Origin of the sequence: Arthrobacter sp. ISL-85 (genome assembly GCF_018613675.1) — a bacterium.
In the GTDB taxonomy this organism is placed as follows: Bacteria; Actinomycetota; Actinomycetes; order Actinomycetales; family Micrococcaceae; genus Arthrobacter.
Genome location: NZ_JAGGPQ010000007.1, coordinates 107859 through 128040, shown reverse-complemented (window position 1 = coordinate 128040; position 20182 = coordinate 107859). Strand labels below are relative to the sequence as shown.

General features: G+C 66.0%; 18 protein-coding genes. 7 read left to right on the top strand and 11 right to left on the bottom strand.

All coding sequences use genetic code 11. The features are described 5' to 3' along the window. Positions 1-100: 100 nt before the first annotated feature. Together J7I84_RS06300 and speB are read right to left on the bottom strand one after the other, a co-directional pair. Entirely contained in the window at positions 101-1789 is a 1689-nt protein-coding gene (locus J7I84_RS06300; RefSeq protein ID WP_214942137.1) for a thiamine pyrophosphate-binding protein, read from the bottom strand. A gap of 4 nt (positions 1790-1793) precedes the next feature. Beyond that, positions 1794-2858, bottom strand: a complete 1065-nt coding sequence (speB, locus tag J7I84_RS06295; protein WP_214942135.1) for an agmatinase — start codon at positions 2856-2858, stop codon at positions 1794-1796. A 181-nt stretch (positions 2859-3039) separates the two neighbouring features. Here speB and J7I84_RS06290 point away from each other — a divergent pair, with 181 nt between their 5' ends. After that, positions 3040-3981, top strand: a complete 942-nt coding sequence (locus J7I84_RS06290) for a DUF559 domain-containing protein (RefSeq protein ID WP_311381081.1) — start codon at positions 3040-3042, stop codon at positions 3979-3981. 123 nt (positions 3982-4104) lie between these two features. Here J7I84_RS06290 and J7I84_RS06285 read toward each other — a convergent pair whose 3' ends face one another. Further along, the gene (locus J7I84_RS06285) at positions 4105-4680 is read right to left on the bottom strand and encodes a cupin domain-containing protein (protein WP_214942133.1); all 576 of its coding nucleotides are present in this window, start codon (positions 4678-4680) and stop codon (positions 4105-4107) included. Between the two features lie 260 nt (positions 4681-4940). On the opposite strand from J7I84_RS06285, the gene J7I84_RS06280 reads away from it, so the two are divergent. Next, a complete protein-coding gene (locus J7I84_RS06280; protein ID WP_214942131.1) occupies positions 4941-6461 on the top strand; it encodes a sodium:solute symporter in 1521 nt (506 codons plus the stop codon). 87 nt (positions 6462-6548) lie between these two features. On the opposite strand, the gene J7I84_RS06275 is transcribed toward J7I84_RS06280, so the two are convergent. Next, positions 6549-6773 carry a hypothetical protein gene (locus J7I84_RS06275; RefSeq protein ID WP_214942128.1) on the bottom strand — a complete coding sequence of 75 codons (225 nt, stop codon included), beginning with the start codon at positions 6771-6773 and terminating at the stop codon, positions 6549-6551. A gap of 266 nt (positions 6774-7039) precedes the next feature. Between J7I84_RS06275 and J7I84_RS06270 the strand changes: the two genes are divergently transcribed. Continuing rightward, positions 7040-8179, top strand: a complete 1140-nt coding sequence (locus J7I84_RS06270) for a VIT1/CCC1 family protein (protein WP_214942126.1) — start codon at positions 7040-7042, stop codon at positions 8177-8179. A 13-nt stretch (positions 8180-8192) separates the two neighbouring features. Here J7I84_RS06270 and J7I84_RS06265 read toward each other — a convergent pair whose 3' ends face one another. After that, entirely contained in the window at positions 8193-9326 is a 1134-nt protein-coding gene (locus tag J7I84_RS06265; RefSeq protein ID WP_214942123.1) for an LOG family protein, read from the bottom strand. A gap of 155 nt (positions 9327-9481) precedes the next feature. Beyond that, positions 9482-10879, bottom strand: coding sequence for a sugar porter family MFS transporter (locus tag J7I84_RS06260; protein ID WP_214942120.1), 1398 nt, complete (start codon positions 10877-10879; stop codon positions 9482-9484). 319 nt (positions 10880-11198) lie between these two features. Here J7I84_RS06260 and J7I84_RS06255 point away from each other — a divergent pair, with 319 nt between their 5' ends. The 3 genes from J7I84_RS06255 to J7I84_RS06245 are packed head-to-tail and all read left to right on the top strand — an operon-like array spanning position 11199 to position 13917. Then, the gene (locus J7I84_RS06255) at positions 11199-11939 is read left to right on the top strand and encodes a GntR family transcriptional regulator (RefSeq protein ID WP_214942116.1); all 741 of its coding nucleotides are present in this window, start codon (positions 11199-11201) and stop codon (positions 11937-11939) included. Positions 11940-11956: 17 nt separating this feature from the next. Then, a complete protein-coding gene (gene iolB / locus J7I84_RS06250; protein ID WP_214942114.1) occupies positions 11957-12850 on the top strand; it encodes a 5-deoxy-glucuronate isomerase in 894 nt (297 codons plus the stop codon). A 50-nt stretch (positions 12851-12900) separates the two neighbouring features. Next, positions 12901-13917, top strand: a complete 1017-nt coding sequence (locus J7I84_RS06245; RefSeq protein WP_214942112.1) for a LacI family DNA-binding transcriptional regulator — start codon at positions 12901-12903, stop codon at positions 13915-13917. Here the strand turns inward: J7I84_RS06245 and J7I84_RS06240 are convergent. After that, the gene (locus J7I84_RS06240; RefSeq protein WP_214942110.1) at positions 13914-15119 is read right to left on the bottom strand and encodes an MFS transporter; all 1206 of its coding nucleotides are present in this window, start codon (positions 15117-15119) and stop codon (positions 13914-13916) included. The two genes, J7I84_RS06245 and J7I84_RS06240, sit on opposite strands and share 4 nt — an antisense overlap. A gap of 130 nt (positions 15120-15249) precedes the next feature. On the opposite strand from J7I84_RS06240, the gene J7I84_RS06235 reads away from it, so the two are divergent. Continuing rightward, complete coding sequence (locus J7I84_RS06235; protein WP_214942108.1) at positions 15250-15699, top strand: MarR family winged helix-turn-helix transcriptional regulator; 450 nt, start codon at positions 15250-15252, stop codon at positions 15697-15699. Positions 15700-15784: 85 nt separating this feature from the next. On the opposite strand, the gene J7I84_RS06230 is transcribed toward J7I84_RS06235, so the two are convergent. The 4 genes from J7I84_RS06230 to J7I84_RS06215 are packed head-to-tail and all read right to left on the bottom strand — an operon-like array spanning position 15785 to position 20096. Next, positions 15785-17224 carry a sugar porter family MFS transporter gene (locus tag J7I84_RS06230; protein WP_214942105.1) on the bottom strand — a complete coding sequence of 480 codons (1440 nt, stop codon included), beginning with the start codon at positions 17222-17224 and terminating at the stop codon, positions 15785-15787. Further along, positions 17221-18096 (bottom strand): sugar phosphate isomerase/epimerase family protein, encoded by an 876-nt coding sequence (locus J7I84_RS06225; RefSeq protein ID WP_214942102.1) that lies wholly within the window; start codon positions 18094-18096, stop codon positions 17221-17223. The genes J7I84_RS06230 and J7I84_RS06225 overlap by 4 nt, the downstream gene beginning before the upstream one ends. A 45-nt stretch (positions 18097-18141) precedes the next feature. Continuing rightward, a complete protein-coding gene (locus tag J7I84_RS06220; protein ID WP_214942099.1) occupies positions 18142-19155 on the bottom strand; it encodes a Gfo/Idh/MocA family protein in 1014 nt (337 codons plus the stop codon). 29 nt (positions 19156-19184) lie between these two features. Further along, the gene (locus J7I84_RS06215; protein WP_214942095.1) at positions 19185-20096 is read right to left on the bottom strand and encodes a sugar phosphate isomerase/epimerase; all 912 of its coding nucleotides are present in this window, start codon (positions 20094-20096) and stop codon (positions 19185-19187) included. Between the last annotated feature and the right edge of the window lie 86 nt (positions 20097-20182).

Below are 20182 nucleotides of genomic sequence, written 5' to 3'. Positions count from 1 at the left end.
GGAAACGAAGTTGTTGCGGGCCCACCCTTAAACGACGAACTCCCCCACTTCTGCCGGACGGTGTCCGGCAAGTGAGGGAGCGCATGCGGTGATGCTGCAGTCAGGGGGCCAAATGTGTGGGGCCGAACATTTTCAGCAGCGTTTCAACCACGACGACGTTGGGGCCGTCCGCGGCGAACCCCGCCTTGAGCGCGTCCCCCACTTCCTCCGGGGCCACCCGGACAGCGGGTACACCGAAGGATTCCGCGAGCCTGACGAAGTCCGGCCGGGCCAACTCGGTGGCGGTGGCCTTACCGAACGCGTCCACCATATATTCGCGCAGGATGCCGTAGCCGCCGTCGTCCACAATCAACCAGGTGACCGGCACATTATGCTGCCTTGCCGTGGCCAACTCGGCAATGGAGTACATGGACGACCCATCGCCGGAAACGGCAAGCACCCGGCCCGGCCTGCCCAGCGTTTCCAGACCCACGGCCGCACCGATGGCCCCGGGAAATGCGTACCCCAGGCCGCCCGCGCCTTGGGCCGAGTGGAACTGCCCCTGGCGGGCGTCCCAGCAGGACCAGCCCCAGTAGGCGGCAATCGTCATGTCCCAGAACGTCTGCATGTCCGCCGGCACGGCGTCCCGGATGTCTGACATGAACGCCAGTTCCTTGGCCAGGTCCTGCGATTCGAGCCGGGCACGGACCTTGGCGAGTGACTCCTTGACCAGCTCTTCAGGGGTAGTGCCTTGCCAGTCCGGCGCTGTTGTCCTGCCGGAATCAAGGGCCCCGTCCAGCGCTGCCAGTGCCTGGCCGGCGTCGGCACGGATCCCCAGGCCGGGCCGGTTGGACTCCAGGACGCGCGGCTCGGCGTCGATCTGGATGATCCGGCCGCGCGGTTCAAAGGTGAAGTAGTTGGAGGTGACCTCGCCCAGCGACGAACCGATAACCACCAGGACATCGGCGTCCTCGAGGACATCGGTCATGTACCGGTCCTCGACCCAGGACTGCAGGGACAACTCGTGGTTCCAGGGGAACGCGCCGTTGCCGCCCGGGGTGCAGATCACCGGGGCCCGCAGCTTTTCCGCAATCGAGAGCAGTGACTTCTCCGCCCTGCCGCGCCGGGTTCCGCCGCCGGCAATGATGGCGGGGCGCTCGGCTGCTTCCAGCCACTTGACCGCCTCACGCACCAGTTCGATGCGCGGCGGGTTGTCCGCGGCCTCGGCCAGGGCATCCTCCACGGGCGGGACCATGATCGGATCCAGCAGAACGTTCTGCGGGATCTCGAGCCACACCGGGCCCTGCGGCGACGAAATGGCCTCGGTCCAGGCGTCCTGGATGGCCGACGGGATTCCGGAGGCGTGCTGGATCAGCCGCTGGCTCTTGGTGACGTTGGCGGCGGACGCCTTCTGGTCATCGAGCTGGTGCAGCATGCCCTTCCGCCGTGCGCCAAGGCCTTCCAGTGGGATCTGGCTGGCCACCACGACCATCGGAACGCCCGTGGCGTAGGCCTCCTGCAGGCCGGCGAGCGAGGTCAGCGCGCCGGGGCCGGTGGACAGGAAAAGCACGCCCACCTCGCCGGTGGCGCGGGAGTACCCGTCTGCCGCAAAGGCGCTGTTGTTCTCCACCCGGGACGAGACAAAGTGCAGGTTGCCGCGGCCCATGGCGTCAAAGAGTCCCAGTGCGTGCTGGCCCGGGATGCCGAAGACAGTCTTCGCGCCCAGCGCTTCGAGGGTTTCGACGACGAGGTCCCCGCCGTTGCGGGCACCACCGCCCTGCGCGGCGTCCAGTTCGCCCGGTTCGGTCATGGCCCTACTCCTTGGTGGCAGCGGCGAAGCCGGCGGGGCGGCGGGCTTCCTGGCCGAGGGCCTGGGCGGCGTACCCATTTCCGGCTCCGAAGCGGCTTCCGGGCACGGCGTTGTCTGCCATGAGGGTCACCAGCTCGTATGCGACGTGGCTGGCGGCAACGCCTGTGATCTCGGCATGGTCGTAGGCGGGCGATACCTCAACGACGTCGGCACCCACCAGGTTCATGCCGCGGAACCCCCGGATGATCTCCAGGAGTTCGCGGCTGGTGATGCCGCCGGCTTCGGGGGTTCCCGTGCCGGGCGCGTGGGCCGGATCCAGGACGTCGATGTCCACCGAGATGTACAGCGGACGGTTGCCGATGCGGTCGCGGACCTTGGCCACGGTTTCCAGGACGCCCTGGTAGTAGACGTCCGCGGAGGTGACGATGCCGAACCCAAAGCGGTGGTCGTCGTCGAGGTCCTTCTTGCCATACAAGGGGCCGCGGGTGCCGATGTGGCTGATGGCGTCGGTGTCCAGGATGCCCTCCTCCACTGCGCGGCGGAAGGGCGTGCCGTGGGTGTATTCGGCACCGAAGTAGGTATCCCAGGTGTCCAGGTGGGCATCGAAGTGCAGCATGGCGATGGGCCCGCCCGCGCGCTCGGCGGCGGCGCGAAGCAGCGGCAGGGCGATGGTGTGGTCGCCGCCGAGCGTCAGCAACTTGCTCCCGGCAGCCGTGAGGTCCAGCGCGTTCTGCTGGATGGTCTCGATGGCATCGTTGATGTTGAACGGGTTGACCGCCATGTCTCCGGCGTCGGCCACCTGGATGTTCTCGAACGGGCTGACATCCCAAGCGGGGTTGTAGGGGCGCAGCAGCCGGCTGGCCTCGCGGACGTGGTTGGCGCCGAAGCGGGCACCCGGGCGGTAGGAAACACCCGAATCGAAAGGTACGCCCACCACTGTGACATCAGCTTTATCGACTTGGTCCAGCCGCGGAAGGCGTGCATACGTGGCGGCTCCGGCGTAGCGGGGAATCCGGGATGAATCGATGGGGCCAAGGTTGCCGTTGGCTTCAATGCGCAGCTCTTCCAATGGAGGCCTCTCCTTCGAGGAGTTGAGGGACTGGTGTGACTGCCATCATACACCGCTGTTTCCTGCTGAGCATCAGTTGTTTACCGATGCGCTGCCCGTGCGTTCCCGCCCACTTACTCGCCCCGGCCCGGAGGTGTGCCGACTACCTCGCGGGGGTTCCAGCATTTCGCCTCAGCCCTCGGTGAGCGCCTTGGAGCAACTGGGCAGGAACGCACAAGAGCGGCCGCCGGGTTATGCACATAGGGCCGGCATCCTGTTCCAGACGTTGCCCTACGCGGCCTCCAATGACGTGGTGGACATCCTCGATTACCTGCACAAGTGCGGCGGCGTGGCCCGCTCCGCCCAACTCCTGGACGCAGGGTTCCCGCGACGGGAACTCTTACGGCTCACCGGGCTGGGGACCAGCCAACCCCGACGCGGCATCTTCGTCCTGCCGGAATGCGACAAGGGGCTCCTCGCCGCAGTCCTGAGCAACGGCCGACTGACCTGCGCCAGCGCCGCCGGCCACTACGGGCTCTGGCTTCGCAAACCTCCCCCGCAGCCGCACCTGGCCTGCGGCCACGGCCACGGCAGCGGCTTTATCCGGCACCGCACCGTGAGGTTCCCCGGTCATCCGTCCCTGCCCGTGGCCGCCGTGGAAGACGTGGCACTTCATGCCCTGGGCTGCCTGCCACCGCCGGCATCCACCGCTTTGGCAACCTCGGCGATCAGGCTTCACGGTGTGCCACGCGAACTGCTGGCCTCCCAGCTTCAGGCAGACCGCTCCGGCTCCGCACTCCGCGTCCTGCGGGAACTTGACGTGCGTGCAGAATCCATCGTGGAGGTTGATGCGCAGCACCTGTTCCGCGCCAACGGAATCGCCTACGACACCCAAGTCTTCCTGCCGGGAATCGGCCGCGTGGACTTCCTGCTGAGTGGCTTTTTGATCGTGGAGATTGACGGTTTTGCATTCCACTCCAAGCGCGCCGACATGCTCCGCGACCGGGAGCGCAACAACGCCGCGGCAACCGGCGGATACGCCGTCCTTCGCTACATGCCGGAGCACATCTGGTTTGACCCCAGTTCGGTCGTAAGGGAGATCAGGACCGTACTGGCGGGCGACCGGCGGAACCTGGGCCGGTAAGCGTGCACTCCAGCCCAGTTACACCCATACCAGAGCGCTCCGCGGACGTGCATCCCGCGCAAACCGGCGGCTCCCATAAGGACCACCAGAGGTAACTGGGCAGGGATGCGCAGCAGAGAGGGGTCAGCGGCTCGCGGCGGGCACCAGAACCCAGAGCACCTCAACCGGCTTGTCCGTGGGATTGACCCAGGTGTGGGGTTCCCGGCCCGGGAAAGTCACCGTGTCGCCCGTATCGAGGTGGTATTCCTCGTTGGTGAGGATCAGTTTGATGGACCCCTTGACCACGTGCAGGACGTCCACGTCGCAGTCCACCGCATAGAGCTCGGATTCACCCCGGCCGTGCGGCTCGATCACTGCCTGGATGATCTGGACCCGGCGTTCCGAGCGGGCTGTCAAAAGCCGCTCCACGATGCCCTCGCCGCCGAGTGAAATCCGCGGACCGTCGTTCCTTTTCGTCAGGTGGGTTTCCGGCGCCACGAAAAGGTCGCCGATGGAGATGGAGAGCACCTGGCAGAGTGTCACCAGGGACGCGACCGACGGCGAGGTCAGATCCCGCTCCACCCGGCTCAGGAACCCTTTGGTCAGCCCGGTGGCGTCCGCCACCTGCTCGATGGTGAGCCGCTGGGACTGCCGGGCGGCCCGGATCCTGGACCCGATGGCAACAGGGACATTGCTCGGCTCAACTGGCAGTGCCTTCATCTACGAACCTTTCATGGCCGGCAGTCCGGCTCCACTCTCGAGCCATCCTAATGGGCACGGCATTTGTGACGCGCGCATGCCACACGGGACCGAAGCAGCACGACAAGTCCTTGACCGTCGCCCACGTCACACCCTAGTCTTTGGAAACTCCTGTTGCCTCTGGGGCAATACCAGGAGCCGTCCCCGTTCGTCCGCGGCGGTTCCGGGCGCCGTCGGCCCCGGTTCCACACCCGGCGCCCAACAGCTCCAAGGAGCCATCTATGGATGCACGTGCCATCAACATCGCCATTGTGGTGGTGTACCTTCTCACAATGCTGGCCTTCGGCTGGTGGGGCAAGTCCCGCACCAGGAACAACAGCGACTTCCTGGTGGCCGGCCGCCGCCTGGGCCCGTTCCTTTACACCGGAACCATGGCCGCCGTGGTCCTGGGCGGGGCCTCAACCGTGGGTGGCGTGGGGCTTGGATACAAGTTCGGCATTTCGGGAATGTGGCTCGTGGTGGCCATCGGCTCCGGCGTCCTGCTCCTGAGCCTGCTCTTTGCCGGGACCATCCAGAAGCTGAAGATCTACACGGTGTCCCAGATGCTCACGCTCCGCTACGGCAGCAGGGCCACCGAAGCGTCCGGCATCGTCATGCTCGCGTACACGCTGATGCTGTGCGCCACCTCCACCGGCGCCTACGCCACGATCTTCGTCGTTCTTTTCGGCCTTGACCGTGCGCTGGCCATCGCCATTGGCGGCGCCATCGTGCTGGTGTACTCCACCATCGGCGGCATGTGGTCCATCACGCTGGCGGACCAGGTCCAGTTCGTCATCAAAACCGTGGGCATCTTCTTCCTCATGCTCCCGTTCACCCTGAACGCCGCCGGCGGCCTGGACGGGATCCGCAGCAGGGTGGACGCCAGCTTCTTCCAGATCGACGGCATCGGTGTGCAGACCATCATCACCTACTTCGTGGTTTACACCCTGGGCCTGCTGATCGGCCAGGACATCTGGCAGCGCGTGTTTACCGCCAAGACGCCCAAGGTTGCACGCTGGGGCGGCGCCACCGCCGGCATCTACTGCATCCTTTACGGTGTCACCGGCTCCCTGATCGGCATGGCCGCGAACGTTGCACTGTCCAACATCAAGATCGCCGCGAAAGACGACGTCTATGCCGAGGTCGCCCAGAACATCCTGCCCGTAGGCATCGGTGGCCTGGTGCTGGCGGCCGCCGTCGCGGCCATGATGTCCACCGCGTCCGGCGCACTGATCGCCGCCGCCACCGTTGCCCGCGCCGACGTCCTGCCGTTCGTGGCCGGCTGGTTCGGCAAGCGGGTGGACACCGGAGACACCGAAAACCCGGAGCATGATGTCAAGGCCAACCGGATCTGGGTCCTGGCGCTGGGCATCGTGGCCATTGTCATCGCCATCGTTACCAAGGACGTTGTTGCGGCGCTGACCATCGCGTACGACATCCTGGTGGGCGGCCTCCTGGTGGCCATCCTTGGCGGTCTGCTGTGGAAGCGGGGCACCGGTCCGGCGGCGGCAACATCCATGGCGGTTGGCTCCGTGGTGACCCTGGGGACCATGATCATCCTGGAAATCAATGCCGCGGTCCCGCTGGACGGCATCTACGCCAATGAACCCATCTACAACGGCCTGCTCAGCTCGGCTGCGGTCTACGTTGCCGCCTCACTGCTCACCCGCCCCACGGACCCCGCGGTCATGCGCGCCTGGCGGCTTCGCGTTGCCGGGCAGGAGCCGGAAGGCACTCCTGAGGAAATCCTCGCCGGCCGCTGACCCTGCAACGGCGCGGCAAAGGTTTGAAGCACGACGGCGGCACCTCCTTTCGCATTCCAGCGAAAGGAGGTGCCGCCGTCGTTCGTCCTACTCCCCCGTGTCGCGCTCGTCGTCATCCAGCGGAACTTCGCGGTCCTCGGCGTCGATGACCACCGGCGCCGGCTGGACCACCGGTTCTTCCTCGTCGATCAACGCGTCCTCGGCGTCCCAGTCCGCATCGTCTACCGGTGCATCCTCGGCGTAATCGTAGGCGGGGTCCGCTTCGACGGCGTCCAGGTGCGGCATGTCCGGGTGCTGTCCGGTGGTGCTCATAATCCAACCTCCGTATGTTCGCCTGACGTGCTCTTTCAGGTAGGGCGCAGCCTGCGCCACACCTTCATCACAACACCGGCCGGGCAGACCGGTCAATAGCCCCCGCTGCCCTCCGATAACGCCTGAAACGCAGGCCCGGGATACCCCTAATTTAAGGCTCACCGAAACTTTCCAAAGAGGTTTGCCAGCCAAAAAACCCCTTAAATCCGCAGTAGGCTGGCAGGGCAAAGGCGCGAGTACATGCCCTTTCCAGCCCAGGAGTTACAGTGTCGCAGCACGCCCGGTCCGAATCCCACGCCACGCCCCAGGGGGCCGCCAGCCCCACCCAGCCCTCGGCGTCGAACATCAAGCGGTGGCGCCAGTACCTGGCCGACGAGCGCGCGGAAGCCGCCGTCTACCGGGACCTGGCCCAGAACCGCGACGGCGAGGAACGGGCCATCCTCCTTGCCCTGGCGGAGGCCGAAGGCCGGCACGAGGCCCACTGGCTGGCCCTGCTTGGGGACCACGCGGACAAGCCGAAAAGGGCGTCCGCGCGAAGCCAATTCCTCGGGTTCCTGGCCCGGCACTTCGGCTCCGTGTTCGTGCTGGCCCTGGCCCAGCGTGCCGAGGGCCGCTCCCCCTACGCCAAGGATCCCAACGCCACCCCCGCAATGGCCGCCGATGAGCAGATCCACGAGGAAGTGGTCCGCGGCCTGGCAACCCGCGGCCGCAACCGCCTTGCCGGCACCTTCCGCGCCGCAGTGTTCGGCGCTAATGACGGCCTGGTCAGCAACCTCTCCCTGGTCATGGGCATGGCCGCGTCCGGCGTGGCCAGCAGCGTGGTTCTGCTCAGCGGCATCGCCGGGCTCCTGGCCGGCGCCATGTCCATGGGCGCCGGCGAATTCATTTCCGTCCGCTCCCAGCGCGAATTGCTCGCCGCTACCCGCCCCACGCAGATCACCCTGGCGGCGGCACCGCAGCTGGACCTCGAAAACAACGAACTGCTCCTGGTGTACCTGGCCCGTGGGATGTCCCGGGAGGCGGCCGAACACCGGGTGGCCGAGCGCACGGGCCAGCTGTCCTGCGACTGCGATCCCAGCCTGTCCCTGCAGCCGGAACTCGCGGACGAAGAGGACCAGCATGAGGCAGTGGGCACGGCCTGGGGAGCGGCGCTGTCCAGCTTCTGTTTCTTCGCGTCCGGCGCCATCGTCCCCATCCTGCCGTTCCTGTTCGGCCTGACCGGCGTCACCGCGCTGATGGTGGCCGGGGCCCTGGTGGGCCTCGCCCTCCTGGCCACCGGTGCCGCGGTGGGGCTGCTGTCCGGCACTTCCCCGCTGACCCGTGGCCTGCGCCAGCTTGCCATCGGCCTGGGCGCGGCTGCCATCACCTACCTGCTGGGCCTGCTCTTCGGCACAGTGATGGGCTAGCCGCGGGACCGGGTCAGCCGCGGAGGACCTCCACGGCTTCATCCACGGTGTCCACCAGGTGGATGTAGTCCGCCATGGCCCGGCCGGCGGCAAGGCTGCGGAGCATGGGCCAGGCCGGGTACTCCTGCTCCCAGTGGCGCCGCCCCACCAGCACCATCGGTGCCACCTTTTCGCGGGCGCCGTAATAGTTCTCGCAGGCGTCCTGGAAGATCTCCTGGACGGTGCCCGCCGCTCCCGGCAGGAAGACGATTCCACCGTGGCACAGTTCCAGCAGGATGGCCTCGCGGATGGCGTTGGCGAAGTATTTTGCGACGTGCGTGGCGAAATAGTTGGGCGGTTCGTGCCCGTAGAACCAGGTGGGGATGCCCAGCGAAGGTGTCCCGCCTGGATGGCGTTCGACGACGGCGGCGGCCGCACGTGCCCACGCCGACACCGAGGGACGGAACCCGGGAACAGCGGCGAGCGCGGCAAGCTCTGCCTGCACGTCGCCGTCGGACGCCTGGCTCAGGTAGGCCCCGAGATTCGCTGCCTCCATGGCGCCCGGCCCGCCGCCCGTGGCCACCGAATGCCCCTCGAGGGCCAGCAGCCTGCCCAGCCGTGCCGCCTCGGCGAACTCCAGACTGCCGCGGGGCGCTGCGTGGCCGCCCATGACGCCGACAATCGACCGGCGAGCCCAGGCCTTGGACCGCGTCAGCTCATCCAGCGCGTCCCCGATCGCGTGGTCGTGCAGGGCGGAGGCCAGGGTCGCGTCCACGCGGTGCCGCTGGCCAGGCTGGATGCTCCAGTGGTAGATCCGGGCATCCGGCAGCTCCTCGTAGGGGGACGTTGCCAGTCCGGCGTACAGTTCGGCCGGGGAATACAGTGCGGCCCGGTAGGGGTCGAATGGGACGCCTTCAAGCCGCGGAAAAATGAGGGCACCGCGGCCGCGGAGATTGGCCTCCATGCCGTCGTCGAAGAGGCAGCCCAGGAACATGGCGCCCTCCACGCTGACGCTCTTGAGCGCCGCCGACCGCCCCCGCAGGTCAAGCGACTGCGCATGCCAGCCGTGCAGGTTGACGGCGCCCCCGGCCACCAGGCGGTCGAAGCTGGCCAGGTCCTGGACTTCGAGGTTGCGGGGACGGGGGCCAAGGCTTCCGGCGAAATTCACGGCTGCCTTGCGGTGGAGGTCAGCGCAGTCCGGGTCATGGAGCCAGCCTAGGCCACCCAACGCGGATGCGGGGCCCGGTCCCGGCCTGTCCAGTGACTACCGCAGGGGCTGGGGCCGACCCCGCATTACTTCATGGGGCGACGCGGAGGGGGTGGCTAGGCAGAGAGCTTTGCCGGCACCTCACCGTCGCGGAAGTGCGCTTCGAGGTCCTCGAGTGAATGGCCCTTGGTCTCCGGAACGAACTTGATGACGAAGGCCAGGGATGCGAGGTTGACCACCACGAACAGGCCGAAGGTGCCCCTGGAGCCAAGGGCGTTGACCACGATGGGAAACAGGAAGGAGATGGCCGCGTTCACGGTCCACAGTGCGAAGACCGCAATTCCCATCGCGAAGCCGCGGATGGCCAGCGGGAACATTTCCGAGAGCAGGAGCCACACGCAGGTGCCGATGAAGCACTGGACGAAGGCCACGAACAGCATCATGGCGGCCAGGATGGTGTAGCTGGCAAGGTCGGACTGCGGCAGGAGGAAGACGATGGCCAACAGGGCCTGGGAAGCCACCACTCCTGAGAAGCCGATCACCAGCATGCGCCGGCGGCCAACAAAGCCAAGCAGCCAGATGCCCAGGATAGTCATCAGCACGGAGGTGACACCCACGCCGATGGTTGCCACGAGCGACGCACTGACGCCGAGTCCGCTCTTTTCCAGGATGGTGGGGGCGTAGTAGTTCACGGTGTTGATGCCTGTTGCCTGCTGGACCGCTGCCAGGCCGATGCCGATCCAGAGCAGCCGGCGCATCCAGGGGTTGTTGCGGAGGTCGCGGAGGGCGTGGCCGCGCTCCTCCTTGGCCGTGCGTGCCGCCAGGGCAATCTCCTCGAATTCGGCAGCGGCCTCTTCCGGGCTGCGGCTCAGGTTGAGGACGCGGCGGCTATCTTCCAGGCGGCCGCGGATGGCGTACCAGCGCGGGGATTCGGGGAGCATCAGCATGCCGACGAGCAGTGCGAGGGCAGGGATGGAAGCGATGCCCAGCATGGTACGCCAAACCTCGTTGTCGCGGATCAGGGCGTCCAGGAGGGCGTTGATGGCGAAGGCCAGCATCTGGCCGGTCACGATCATGAGCTCGTTGATGGTGACCATCCGGCCGCGGAGGTGGGCGGGGGCCATCTCCGCGAGGTACAGCGGGCAGGTTACGGCGGCGGCGCCCACACCCAGGCCCAGCACGATGCGCGCAGCGATCATGAAGGTCACGTTCGGTGCGAGCGCGCAGCCGATGGCGCCCAGCAGGAAGAGCAGCGCACAGACCAGCAGCGAGCCACGGCGGCCCAGCTTGTCAGACATCCGCCCGCCGGTTAGGGCGCCGACGGCGGCACCCGGGAACAGCAGTGCGCTCACTACGGTCGCTTCCTCCACCGCCGTCATGTTGAGGGAGTCGTTCATGTACAGCAGTGCGCCGGAGATCACGCCGGTGTCGTACCCAAACAGCAGGCCGCCCAGGGTGGAGATGACGGTGAGCCGGGCGAGGTATCCGCGGCGCTTGCGGCCGGTGGCGCCCATGGTTTGTTTTTGCAACAGCATTGTTGCCTCTCAGATTCTCTTAGGGACCGGAAGATCCGGTCAGAATGTGATGCGTGCCACTTACGTTAGAGCGCTCTAATGGTCCATGTCAATACAAAGTCCTAATGTCAGAACATATTAATTCGGCACATCCCGGCGTTCCCCGGCGGCGCCTACCCTTGACCCCACAAGTCCGCCTGCTACGATCGAGGAAGAAAGTATGTCCTATCAAGCGAACATATAGCGGCAAAGCGTCCACTGGGCGCCCCCTTTCGGATTCGAGGACCGCGCACACATACCGAAGACAAGGGAACGCATCGTGGCGAACAACCTGGGACTCAATATCGACCGTTCCTCCCCCGTGCCCCTGTACCACCAGGTGGTCCAGGGCATCGAGGCGGCGATCTACAGCGGGGTACTGGAGCCAGGCAGCCGGCTGGACAACGAGATCGACCTCGCGGCCCAGCTCAACCTCTCCCGGCCCACCATGCGCAAGGCCATGGATGAACTGGTCCGCTCCGGCCTGCTGGTCCGCAAGCGGGGCGTGGGAACCCAGGTGGTCTCAAGCCAGGTGCGCCGCCCGCTGGAGCTTTCCAGCCTCTACGACGACCTCACCAATAACGGCAAGAAGCCCACCACCGAGGTCCTGAGCTTCTCGCACCTGGAGGCAGACGACGCCACGATCACCACGCTGCAGCTTCCCGCTGGCTCGAAGGTGTACCACTTCACCCGGCTCCGGAAGGTAGGCGGAAAACCCCTGGCGCTCATGGAGAACTGGGTGCGCGACGACATTGCCGAGATGGATGAGGCAATGCTGCGCGCTGAAGGCCTGTATTCGATCCTCCGCCGCGGGGGCGTGAACTTCCGGCTGGCTACGCAGCGAATCGGCGCCAGGACCGCCGATGACTACCAGGCTTCCATGCTGGATACCCCGGCAGGATCGGCCCTGGTCACGATGGAAAGGACCGCCGTGGATGACACCGGCCGCCGGGTTGAAACCGGCCACCACGTGTACCGCGCCGATTCCTACAGCTTTGAAATGACACTCGTACAGCGATAATCCAAGGAGCCAACTCCATGACCAATTGGGTCTACCCCCTGGGCACAGCCGCCGACGGCACATGGGACGTCTCGATCGGAACCTCCGATTCCTCCCTCACCGTGGACGGCTGGGCCCACACCGGACTGAAGGTGGCCACCCTGGCCGCGGGCGCCGCAGTCGAACTTCCTGCCGCAGGCGAGGAACGCATTGTGGTTCCCCTCAACGGGTCATTTACCGTGACCGTGGACGGCACGGATTACCAGCTCGCGGGCCGCGCTTCGGTGTTCTCCGGCACTACCGACGTCCTCTACTCAGGCACCGGGCGCGCCGTGACGATCAGCTCATCCGGCGGCGGCCGGGTGGCCGTGGCAACCGCGCCGGCGAACGCGTCCTACCCCACCCGCCTGGTGTCCGCTGCCGAAACGCCGGTGGAACTGCGCGGCGCGGGCAACTGCTCACGCCAGGTCCACAACTTTGGCACCCCGGCCGCCCTGGAAGCAGACCGCTTTATCGTTTGCGAGGTCCTCACCCCCGCCGGGAACTGGTCCTCCTATCCTCCGCACAAGCACGACGAGGAGAAGGACGGCGAGACCTCCCTTGAGGAGATCTACTACTTCGAGACCCAGGTGGCTTCCGGCTCCGGCGCGCCCGCCGAGGCCGATGCCATCGGCTACCAGCGGGTCTACGCCTCCGACGAACGCCCCATCGACGTTGCGGCTGAGGTGCGCACTGGTGACGTCGTCCTGGTCCCCTATGGCTGGCACGGCCCGGCGATGGCGGCGCCGGGTTACGACCTCTACTACCTGAACGTCATGGCCGGCCCCGGCCCGGTACGCGAGTGGCTGATCAGCGACGACCCGCACCACGGCTGGGTACGCCAGACCTGGGAAAGCCAGAACATCGACCCCCGGCTGCCCTTCCGCGCCTGAGGCACCGGTTTGGGCCGACACGCGGCAGCGGGCTGGCATAGTGGGGTTTTGTGAAACACACTTCCCCTTCCCCGCGGTCGGTGACCATGGAGGACGTGGCACGCGACGCCGGCGTGAGCCGCGCCCTGGTGTCCCTGGTGATGCGCGAGTCCCCCAAGGTTTCGCCCGCCAAGCGGAGGGCAGTGCTGGAAAGCGCTGCTGCCCTGGGCTACTCCCCCAACAGGTTGGCCAGCCGTCTGGCAAGCCACCGGACCAAGACCCTGGGCGTCCTGTTCCTCGACCTGCACAATTCCGTCTTCGCTGACATCTATGACGGCATCACCGAAGGCCTGGCGGGCAGCGGCAACCAGGTGATGGTCGCCGTCGGCTCCGCCGATCCCGGAACCGAGCTGGAGGCCGTGCGGTCCTTCGTGGACCTGCGCGTCGACGGCGTGCTGCTGGCCGGCTACACCGGCACCTCGGCGGAACTGGCCGCGGCACTCCGCGGGACTCCCGCCGTCGTAATCACCCGTGAGATGGAGGTCGACGGCGTTGATTCCGTTTTGACCGACGACTTCCGTTCCGGCGCACTCGCCGTGGAGCACCTGTACAACCTGGGGCACCGCCGGATCGCGCACTTCGACATCTCCGACTGGCTCCCCTACGCGGACCGCCGCAACGGGTACCTGCAGGCCATGCAGGAGTTCGGCCTGGAACCGCAACTGGTCCACAGTGACATGACCGAACGCGGTGGCAGGGCTGTTATGGAGCAGTTCCTGGAATCTGGCGCCACCCTTCCCACGGCAGTCTTTGCGCACAACGACCTGACCGCCATCGGCATCATGGAAGCGCTGGTATCCCGGGGGCTGTCCGTCCCCGGCGACATGGCTGTGGTGGGCTGCGACAACATCGAGGCGGGAGCCTCGCCGCTGGTTGGCCTGACGTCCATTGACCAGCACGCCGGGGAGCTGGGCCGGGTGGCGGCCCAAACCATGCTGGACCGGATTGCCGGTGCTGCAGGGCCAACGGCCGTCCGCAAGCTCGAGCCGGCCCTGATGGTGCGCCGCTCCTCCGACCCCGCCGCTTAGCGGCTAACCAACTCCTCCGCCGTTCCCTGCATCTGGGCCTTTTCGTGCTGTTTGCTCCGCCTGGCGCCTGCCGCGGCGAATGCCATGACGGCAAGGCCGGCAAGGGTGATGGCGGCCCCGGCCCAGATGGGCGAGGTATAGCCGAACCCGGCGGTGATGGTGACGCCGCCCAGCCATGCACCCAGCGCGTTGCCTACGTTGAAGGCACCGATATTGGCACCGGATGCGAGGGTGGGAGCGCCGAAGGCGTACTTCATGACGCGCATCTGAAGGCCCGGTACGGTGGCAAAACCGAAGCCTCCCATCAGGACCAGGGAGATGACCGTCAGCACAGGATTGGCGGCCGTCATTGCGAACGCCACCAGGACCACCGTCAGCGCGGCGAGCACCACCAGGAGCGTCCGATCCACGTTGCGGTCAGCGGCCTTTCCGCCCAGGGCATTACCCGCGAAAAGGCCCACGCCGAAGACGATGAGCAGCCACGGCACGGTGGAGGCCGCGAAGCCGGACACCTCCGTGAGGGTGTAGGCGATGTAGGTGAACGCTCCGAACATGCCGCCGAACCCAAGGATGGTCACCACGATGGACAGCCACACCTGCCCGGAGCGGAAGGCGCGGAGCTCGGAGCGGAGGCTGGCCGATTCTTCAGTTGCCCCAGCCGATTTGGGGACGAGCGCCAGGATACCAACGAGCGCGGCCACGCCAATCACGGTGATGGCCCAGAACGTGGCGCGCCAACCGGCGGCCTGGCCCAGGAGGGTTCCGAACGGTACGCCAAGGACGTTGGCTGCCGTCAGCCCGGTGAACATGAGCGCGATGGCTCCCGCCTTCTTGCTGGCCGGGACCATGCCGGCGGCCACCACGGCCCCGATCCCGAAGAAGGCGCCATGCGAGAGGGCTGCAATGACGCGGCCCAACATCATCGCCCAGTACCCGTCCGCCGTGGCGGAGAGCAGGTTCCCGGCAATGAACAGGACCAGCAAGGCGGCCAGCACCGGTTTGCGCTGAAAGCGGGTGACGGCCGCCGTCAGTCCCAGCGCTCCCACCACCACGGAGAGTGCGTAGCCGGAGATGAACCACCCCGCCGATGCTTCACTCACCGCAAAGTCCGCCGCCACCTGCGGGAGGAGGCCGGCGATCACGAATTCGGTGAGTCCGATGCCAAACCCGCCGAGGGCGAGTGCTATCAGGCCTACAGGCATGCCAATGCTCCTTTGAGCTGTACGTAGTTGTCCCCGGAAGGGGAAGGCGCCTAAGATAGTTGCAGACGCGGTATTTATTGTTGCACATGCAAATATGCCGCGCAAGCAACTACTTTTAGAAGGAGCAGCCATGGGCATCAAGGACGACGCCGTCGAGGTCCGCGCGCAGGGCTGGCGCACCTTGGCGGCCCTGCACGGGTTGATCGAAAACGAACTGGAACGCAGCCTCCAGGCAGAATCACAGCTGTCCGTAGTGGAGTACACGGTGCTGGATGCCCTGAGCCGGCAGGACGGGTGGCACATGCGGATGCAGCAACTGGCGCGCGCCACGGCGCTGAGCCCGAGCGCCACTACCCGCCTGGTAAACCGGCTGGAGGACCGCGGCCTGCTGACCAGGATCTTGTGCGACGACGACCGCCGGGGCATTTACACCGAGTTGACGGCCAGCGGGAGCAGTTTGCTCGCGGAAGCTCGGCCAGTCCACGACGCCACCTTGGAACGTGCCCTCAATGAGGCCATGGTCATCCCGGAGCTGGCACCGCTGGTGGATGCCCTGCCGCGGCTGCAAGCGACCGCGTAGCAGAACACCGCACGCACAAGCAGCAACGCCGCCAGGAGGAATACTCATGGGGGCGTTGCTGCGTTGAAGGGGTGGTTCTGGTACGTCAGGAAACCTTGGCCGCGGCCACCTCGGCTTTGCCGCCGGCCACGTTCTTGAAGTAATGCTCCAGGTCCTCAAGGCTCTTGTCCTTGGTCTCGGGCACATACTTCGCGGCGAAGGCGATGGCACCCACGCCAAGGACGGCGAACACAAAAAACGTGTTGGAGATGCCGATGGCCGCCAGCAGTTGCGGAAATCCGAACCCGATCAGGAAGTTCACGATCCACAGCAGGAACGCCGAAGCGCCCATGCCCAGGCCGCGGATCTTCAACGGGAAGATTTCCGAGAGCATCAGCCAGGTTACCGGCGAGATGGCACCCTGCTGGAACGCCAGGAACGTCACGGTGAGCGCCAGGATGACGAAGCCCCGGGCTGTGCCCTCCGGCAGGATCAGCGAGAAGAGGCCAATCAGCAGCAGCGCCGTCGTCGTGCCTGCCTGGCCGGTGATCAGCATTCGGCGCCGGCCCACCTTGCCCAGCAGCCAGATGCCCACGAACGTGGCCAGGACTGAGATCACGCCGTTGGCGATGTTGGCTGTCAGTGCCGCTTCCCGGCCAAAACCGGACTGCGACAGGATTTGGGTGCCGTAGTACATGATCGAGTTCACGCCGGTGATCTGCTGGATCACCGCCAGGCCCAGGCCCACCACGAAGATCCGGCGGAGCCACGGAATGCCCAGGTCCTTCCATGAACCCATCTTGGATTTGTAGTCCTCCACGGCCATGGCCTTGACTTCTTCAAACTCCCTGCGGGCCTCCTCCTGCGACCGGATCCGCTGCAGCACGCTGAGCGTCTCGCCGAAGCTGCCGATGGAGGCCAGCCAGCGGGGGCTCTCGGGCATGAAGTTCATCCCGATCCATAGTGCAATGGCCGGTAGGGTGGCGATGACCAGCATCCAGCGCCAGATGCCGTGGGATTCCCCGAAGGAGTTGCCCAGGTAGGCGTTGAAGATGAAGGCCAGCAGCTGCCCGGTGACGATCATGAGCTCGTTCTGCGTGACGATCCGGCCGCGCCGGTTGCTGGGTGACACCTCGGCCAGGTACACCGGTACAGTCACTGATGCCCCGCCCACGGCGAGTCCCAGGATGAACCGCGCGGCAATCATCACGCCGGTGGTGGGCGAGAATGTGCAGCCGAGGGTGCCGACCAGGAAGATGACGGCCAGCACCATGATCATCTTGCGCCGGCCGTTGCGGTCTGCCAGGCGACCGCCGAACAGGGCGCCGAAGGCCGCGCCGAACAGCAGGGACGATGTGACCAGGCCTTCTGTCAGCGGGGTAAGGCCCAGATCCTCCTGCATGTAGGGCAGGGCGCCGTTGATCACGCCGGTGTCATAGCCGAACAGGAGGCCACCGAACGTGGAGATGATGGTGACGGTCCGCAGGGCCCGCTTGTGGTTGCGGGGCTGCTTGGCAGTTGCGTTCCCGGAATCCTGTGAACTCATACGCTGACCTTTTGGACGTACTGCTTCATGGTCTCCAGCTGGTAGCGGGAGACGTCCTCAGCATTCTCGTCCTCGGCGAAGACGCTGGACACCATGACAGTGTCGTCGCGGTCCAGAAAGCCGATCTCCTTCAGGCCGCCGAAGAATTCGTCCCAGTTGACGTCGCCGTCGCCGATCTTCAAGTGCTGGTGCACGCGGACCGGGTTGCCCGGCGGGTTGGTGATGTAGCGCAGCCCGTGCGAGGCGTGGTGGTCCATCGTATCGGCCACGTGGACCAGGCGCAGCTTGTCCCCTGCCGCGCGCATGATGTCCAGCGGCGAGTTCTTCATATGGAAGCTGTGCGAGGCCACGTAGACCATGCCCACGTTCTTCGAGTTCACGCCGCGGATAACGCGGATGGCGGCCAGGCCCTCCTCCACGAAATCGTCGGGGTGGGGGTCAATGAGCAGGTCGATGCCTTCCCGCTCAATGATCGGCAGCAGTTCCTCCATGGAACGGTAGAACGCCCGCTCGGACTCCTCCGCCTTCTCCGGCCTGCCGCTGAACTCGGTGTTCATGGTGCTGACGCCCAGGTCCACGGCGATTTGGATGGCGCGCTTCCAGTAGCGTACGGCTGCCTCGCGGGCGTCCTCGTCCGGACCGGACCAACGGAGCACGGGGAGGATGGAGGCGATCTCAATCCCGGCGTCACGGCAGGACTTCTTGAGCAGGCCCACCAGTTCATCATCCGCTTTGGGGTGGTTGAAGAACGGGATGAAGTCCGCGTGCGGGGTCATCTGCATGTACTTGTAGCCAAGGTCCGCCACCACCCGGGGGAACTCCAGCAGGCTGCGCGAGTGGTGGAACGGGGTGGGGTCAAGTGCGATTTTCACGTAAACACTCCATTGTGGATCAGTCCTGGATGGGGAGGCTGGTGGCTACTTGAAGAGGTCGGGCTTCGGAGCCAGCTTCACGGCGACCTTTTCGCCGTTCTTCTGCGCCTCGACGCCTGCCTCGCAGCACGCAGCGGTGGCATACCCATCCCAGGCGGAGGGGCCGCCGATGCCGCCCTTAAGTGCCGCGTCCACCCATGACTGGATTTCGACGTCGTACGCCGCACCAAAACGCTCCTCGAAGCCGGGGGTGACGTTGCCGCCCCAGCGGCCGGAACTGCGGGTGTAGGGTCCCTTGTCGCCGCCGATGCTGACGATGCCGTCCTCGAAGGAGGCCTGGGTGGCCACCTCATAGCCGAACTTGGCGTTGACGTAGATTTCGACGTCGGCCAGGACGCCGGACTCGGTCTCGAGCAGGACGTGCTGGGGGTCGTGCTGGCCGGAGGGCGCGTTACGGGTGGCCTTGCCCAGGCGGACCTGGACGCTGGTGATTTCCTCGCCGGTGAAGTATCGGATGGCATCGAACTCGTGGACCACGGAGTCGTTGATGAGCATCTCGTTGGTGAAGCCCTCGGGGGTGCTCGGGTTGCGGTGCTGGTGGTGCAGCATCAGCAGTTCGCCCAGTTCGTGGTTGCGGATAATCGAGCCCAGCGTGGCGTATTCGGCATCGAAGCGGCGCATGAAGCCCACCTGGATGCGCTTGTGGCCCAGCGCCACCTCAGCTTCGACGATTTTCCAGGAGGATGCAGCGTCCGGCGTGAGGGGCTTTTCGCAGAGGATCGGGATGTCCTTGGCCAGCGCCTTGAGCAGGATGTCCTCGTGCAGAAAGCCGGGGGTGGCAATCAGGACGGCGTTGACGTCGCCGTTGTTGAGGGCCTCCTCTGCGTCGGCCAAGGCCACGGCGCCGGGGATGCCTTCAATGGCAGCCTGGGCGCGGGCGAGGTCGACGTCCACGACGGCGGCCACTTCGGCTCCGTGGATGCGCTTGCTGAGGCGCTGGATGTGGTCGGCACCCATGCGGCCGGCGCCGATGACGGCGACGCGGAGGTTTTCAGTCATTGTTCTGTCCTTTTGGTCTGTGTGCGGGGTTAGCTGACGGCGGTGCGGGAGCCGCAGGACAGCAGGTAGTTGCGGGTGCGCTTGGCAATGGGCATGGGAACGTCGAAGGCCACGGGGTACATGTCCTGTTCCACGATGCCGAAGATGGGACGGTTGAGGCCTTCCACAGCTTCGATGACCGCGCGCAGGTCCGGCAGGCCGTTGGGCGGTTCGGTCATGACGCCAGCCAGGTTGGCGGCTGCCCACGTCATGTTTTCCTCGTTGACCTTCTTGAGGATCTCCGGGTTGATCTGCTTCAGGTGCAGGTAGCCGATCCGGTCCGGGTAGTTCTTGATCAGCTCCAGGCTGGAGGCGCCGCAGTACTCGGCGTGTCCGGTGTCCAGGCAGAGGTTCAGGTACTGGGGGTCCGTGGCGCCCAGCAGCGTCTCGATGTCCGCCTGCGCGCCGACGTGGGAATCGGCGTGGGAGTGGAACTGCTGCTTCAGGCCGAAGTCCTCCAGCAGGGTCTTGCCCAGCCGGTTGTGGCCGGCGAACAGATCGTCCCAGGCCTTCCCGCTCAGGGTGCCGCTCTCCACTGCCTCGCCCGTGACGTCATCGCGCCACATGGCCGGGATGACCACGATGTGCTCGCCGCCCATGGCCGCGGTCAGTTCCGCGACCTTGCGGGCCGGCTCCCAGGCGGTTTCCCACTGGTCCAGGCCGCGGTGGAACGCGGTGAACACGGTGCCGGCGGAGATCTGCAGATCGCGCTGCTTCAGTTCTTCCGCCAGGCGGACCGGGTCGTTGGGCAGGTAGCCATATGGTCCCAGCTCGATCCACTTGTAGCCGGATTCAGCTACCTCGTCGAGGAAGCGTTCCCACGGAGTCTGCTTGGGGTCATCCGCGAACCAGACGCCCCAAGAGTCCGGCGCCGTGCCGATGATCAGCTTGTTCTCAGTCATTTGTCTTTTCCTTTGCATCGATTGCTCCGTAGGTGTCGTTTTGGACGCTCAAAACGGCGTTTACGGAGCAATCGATGGTGGTTGGC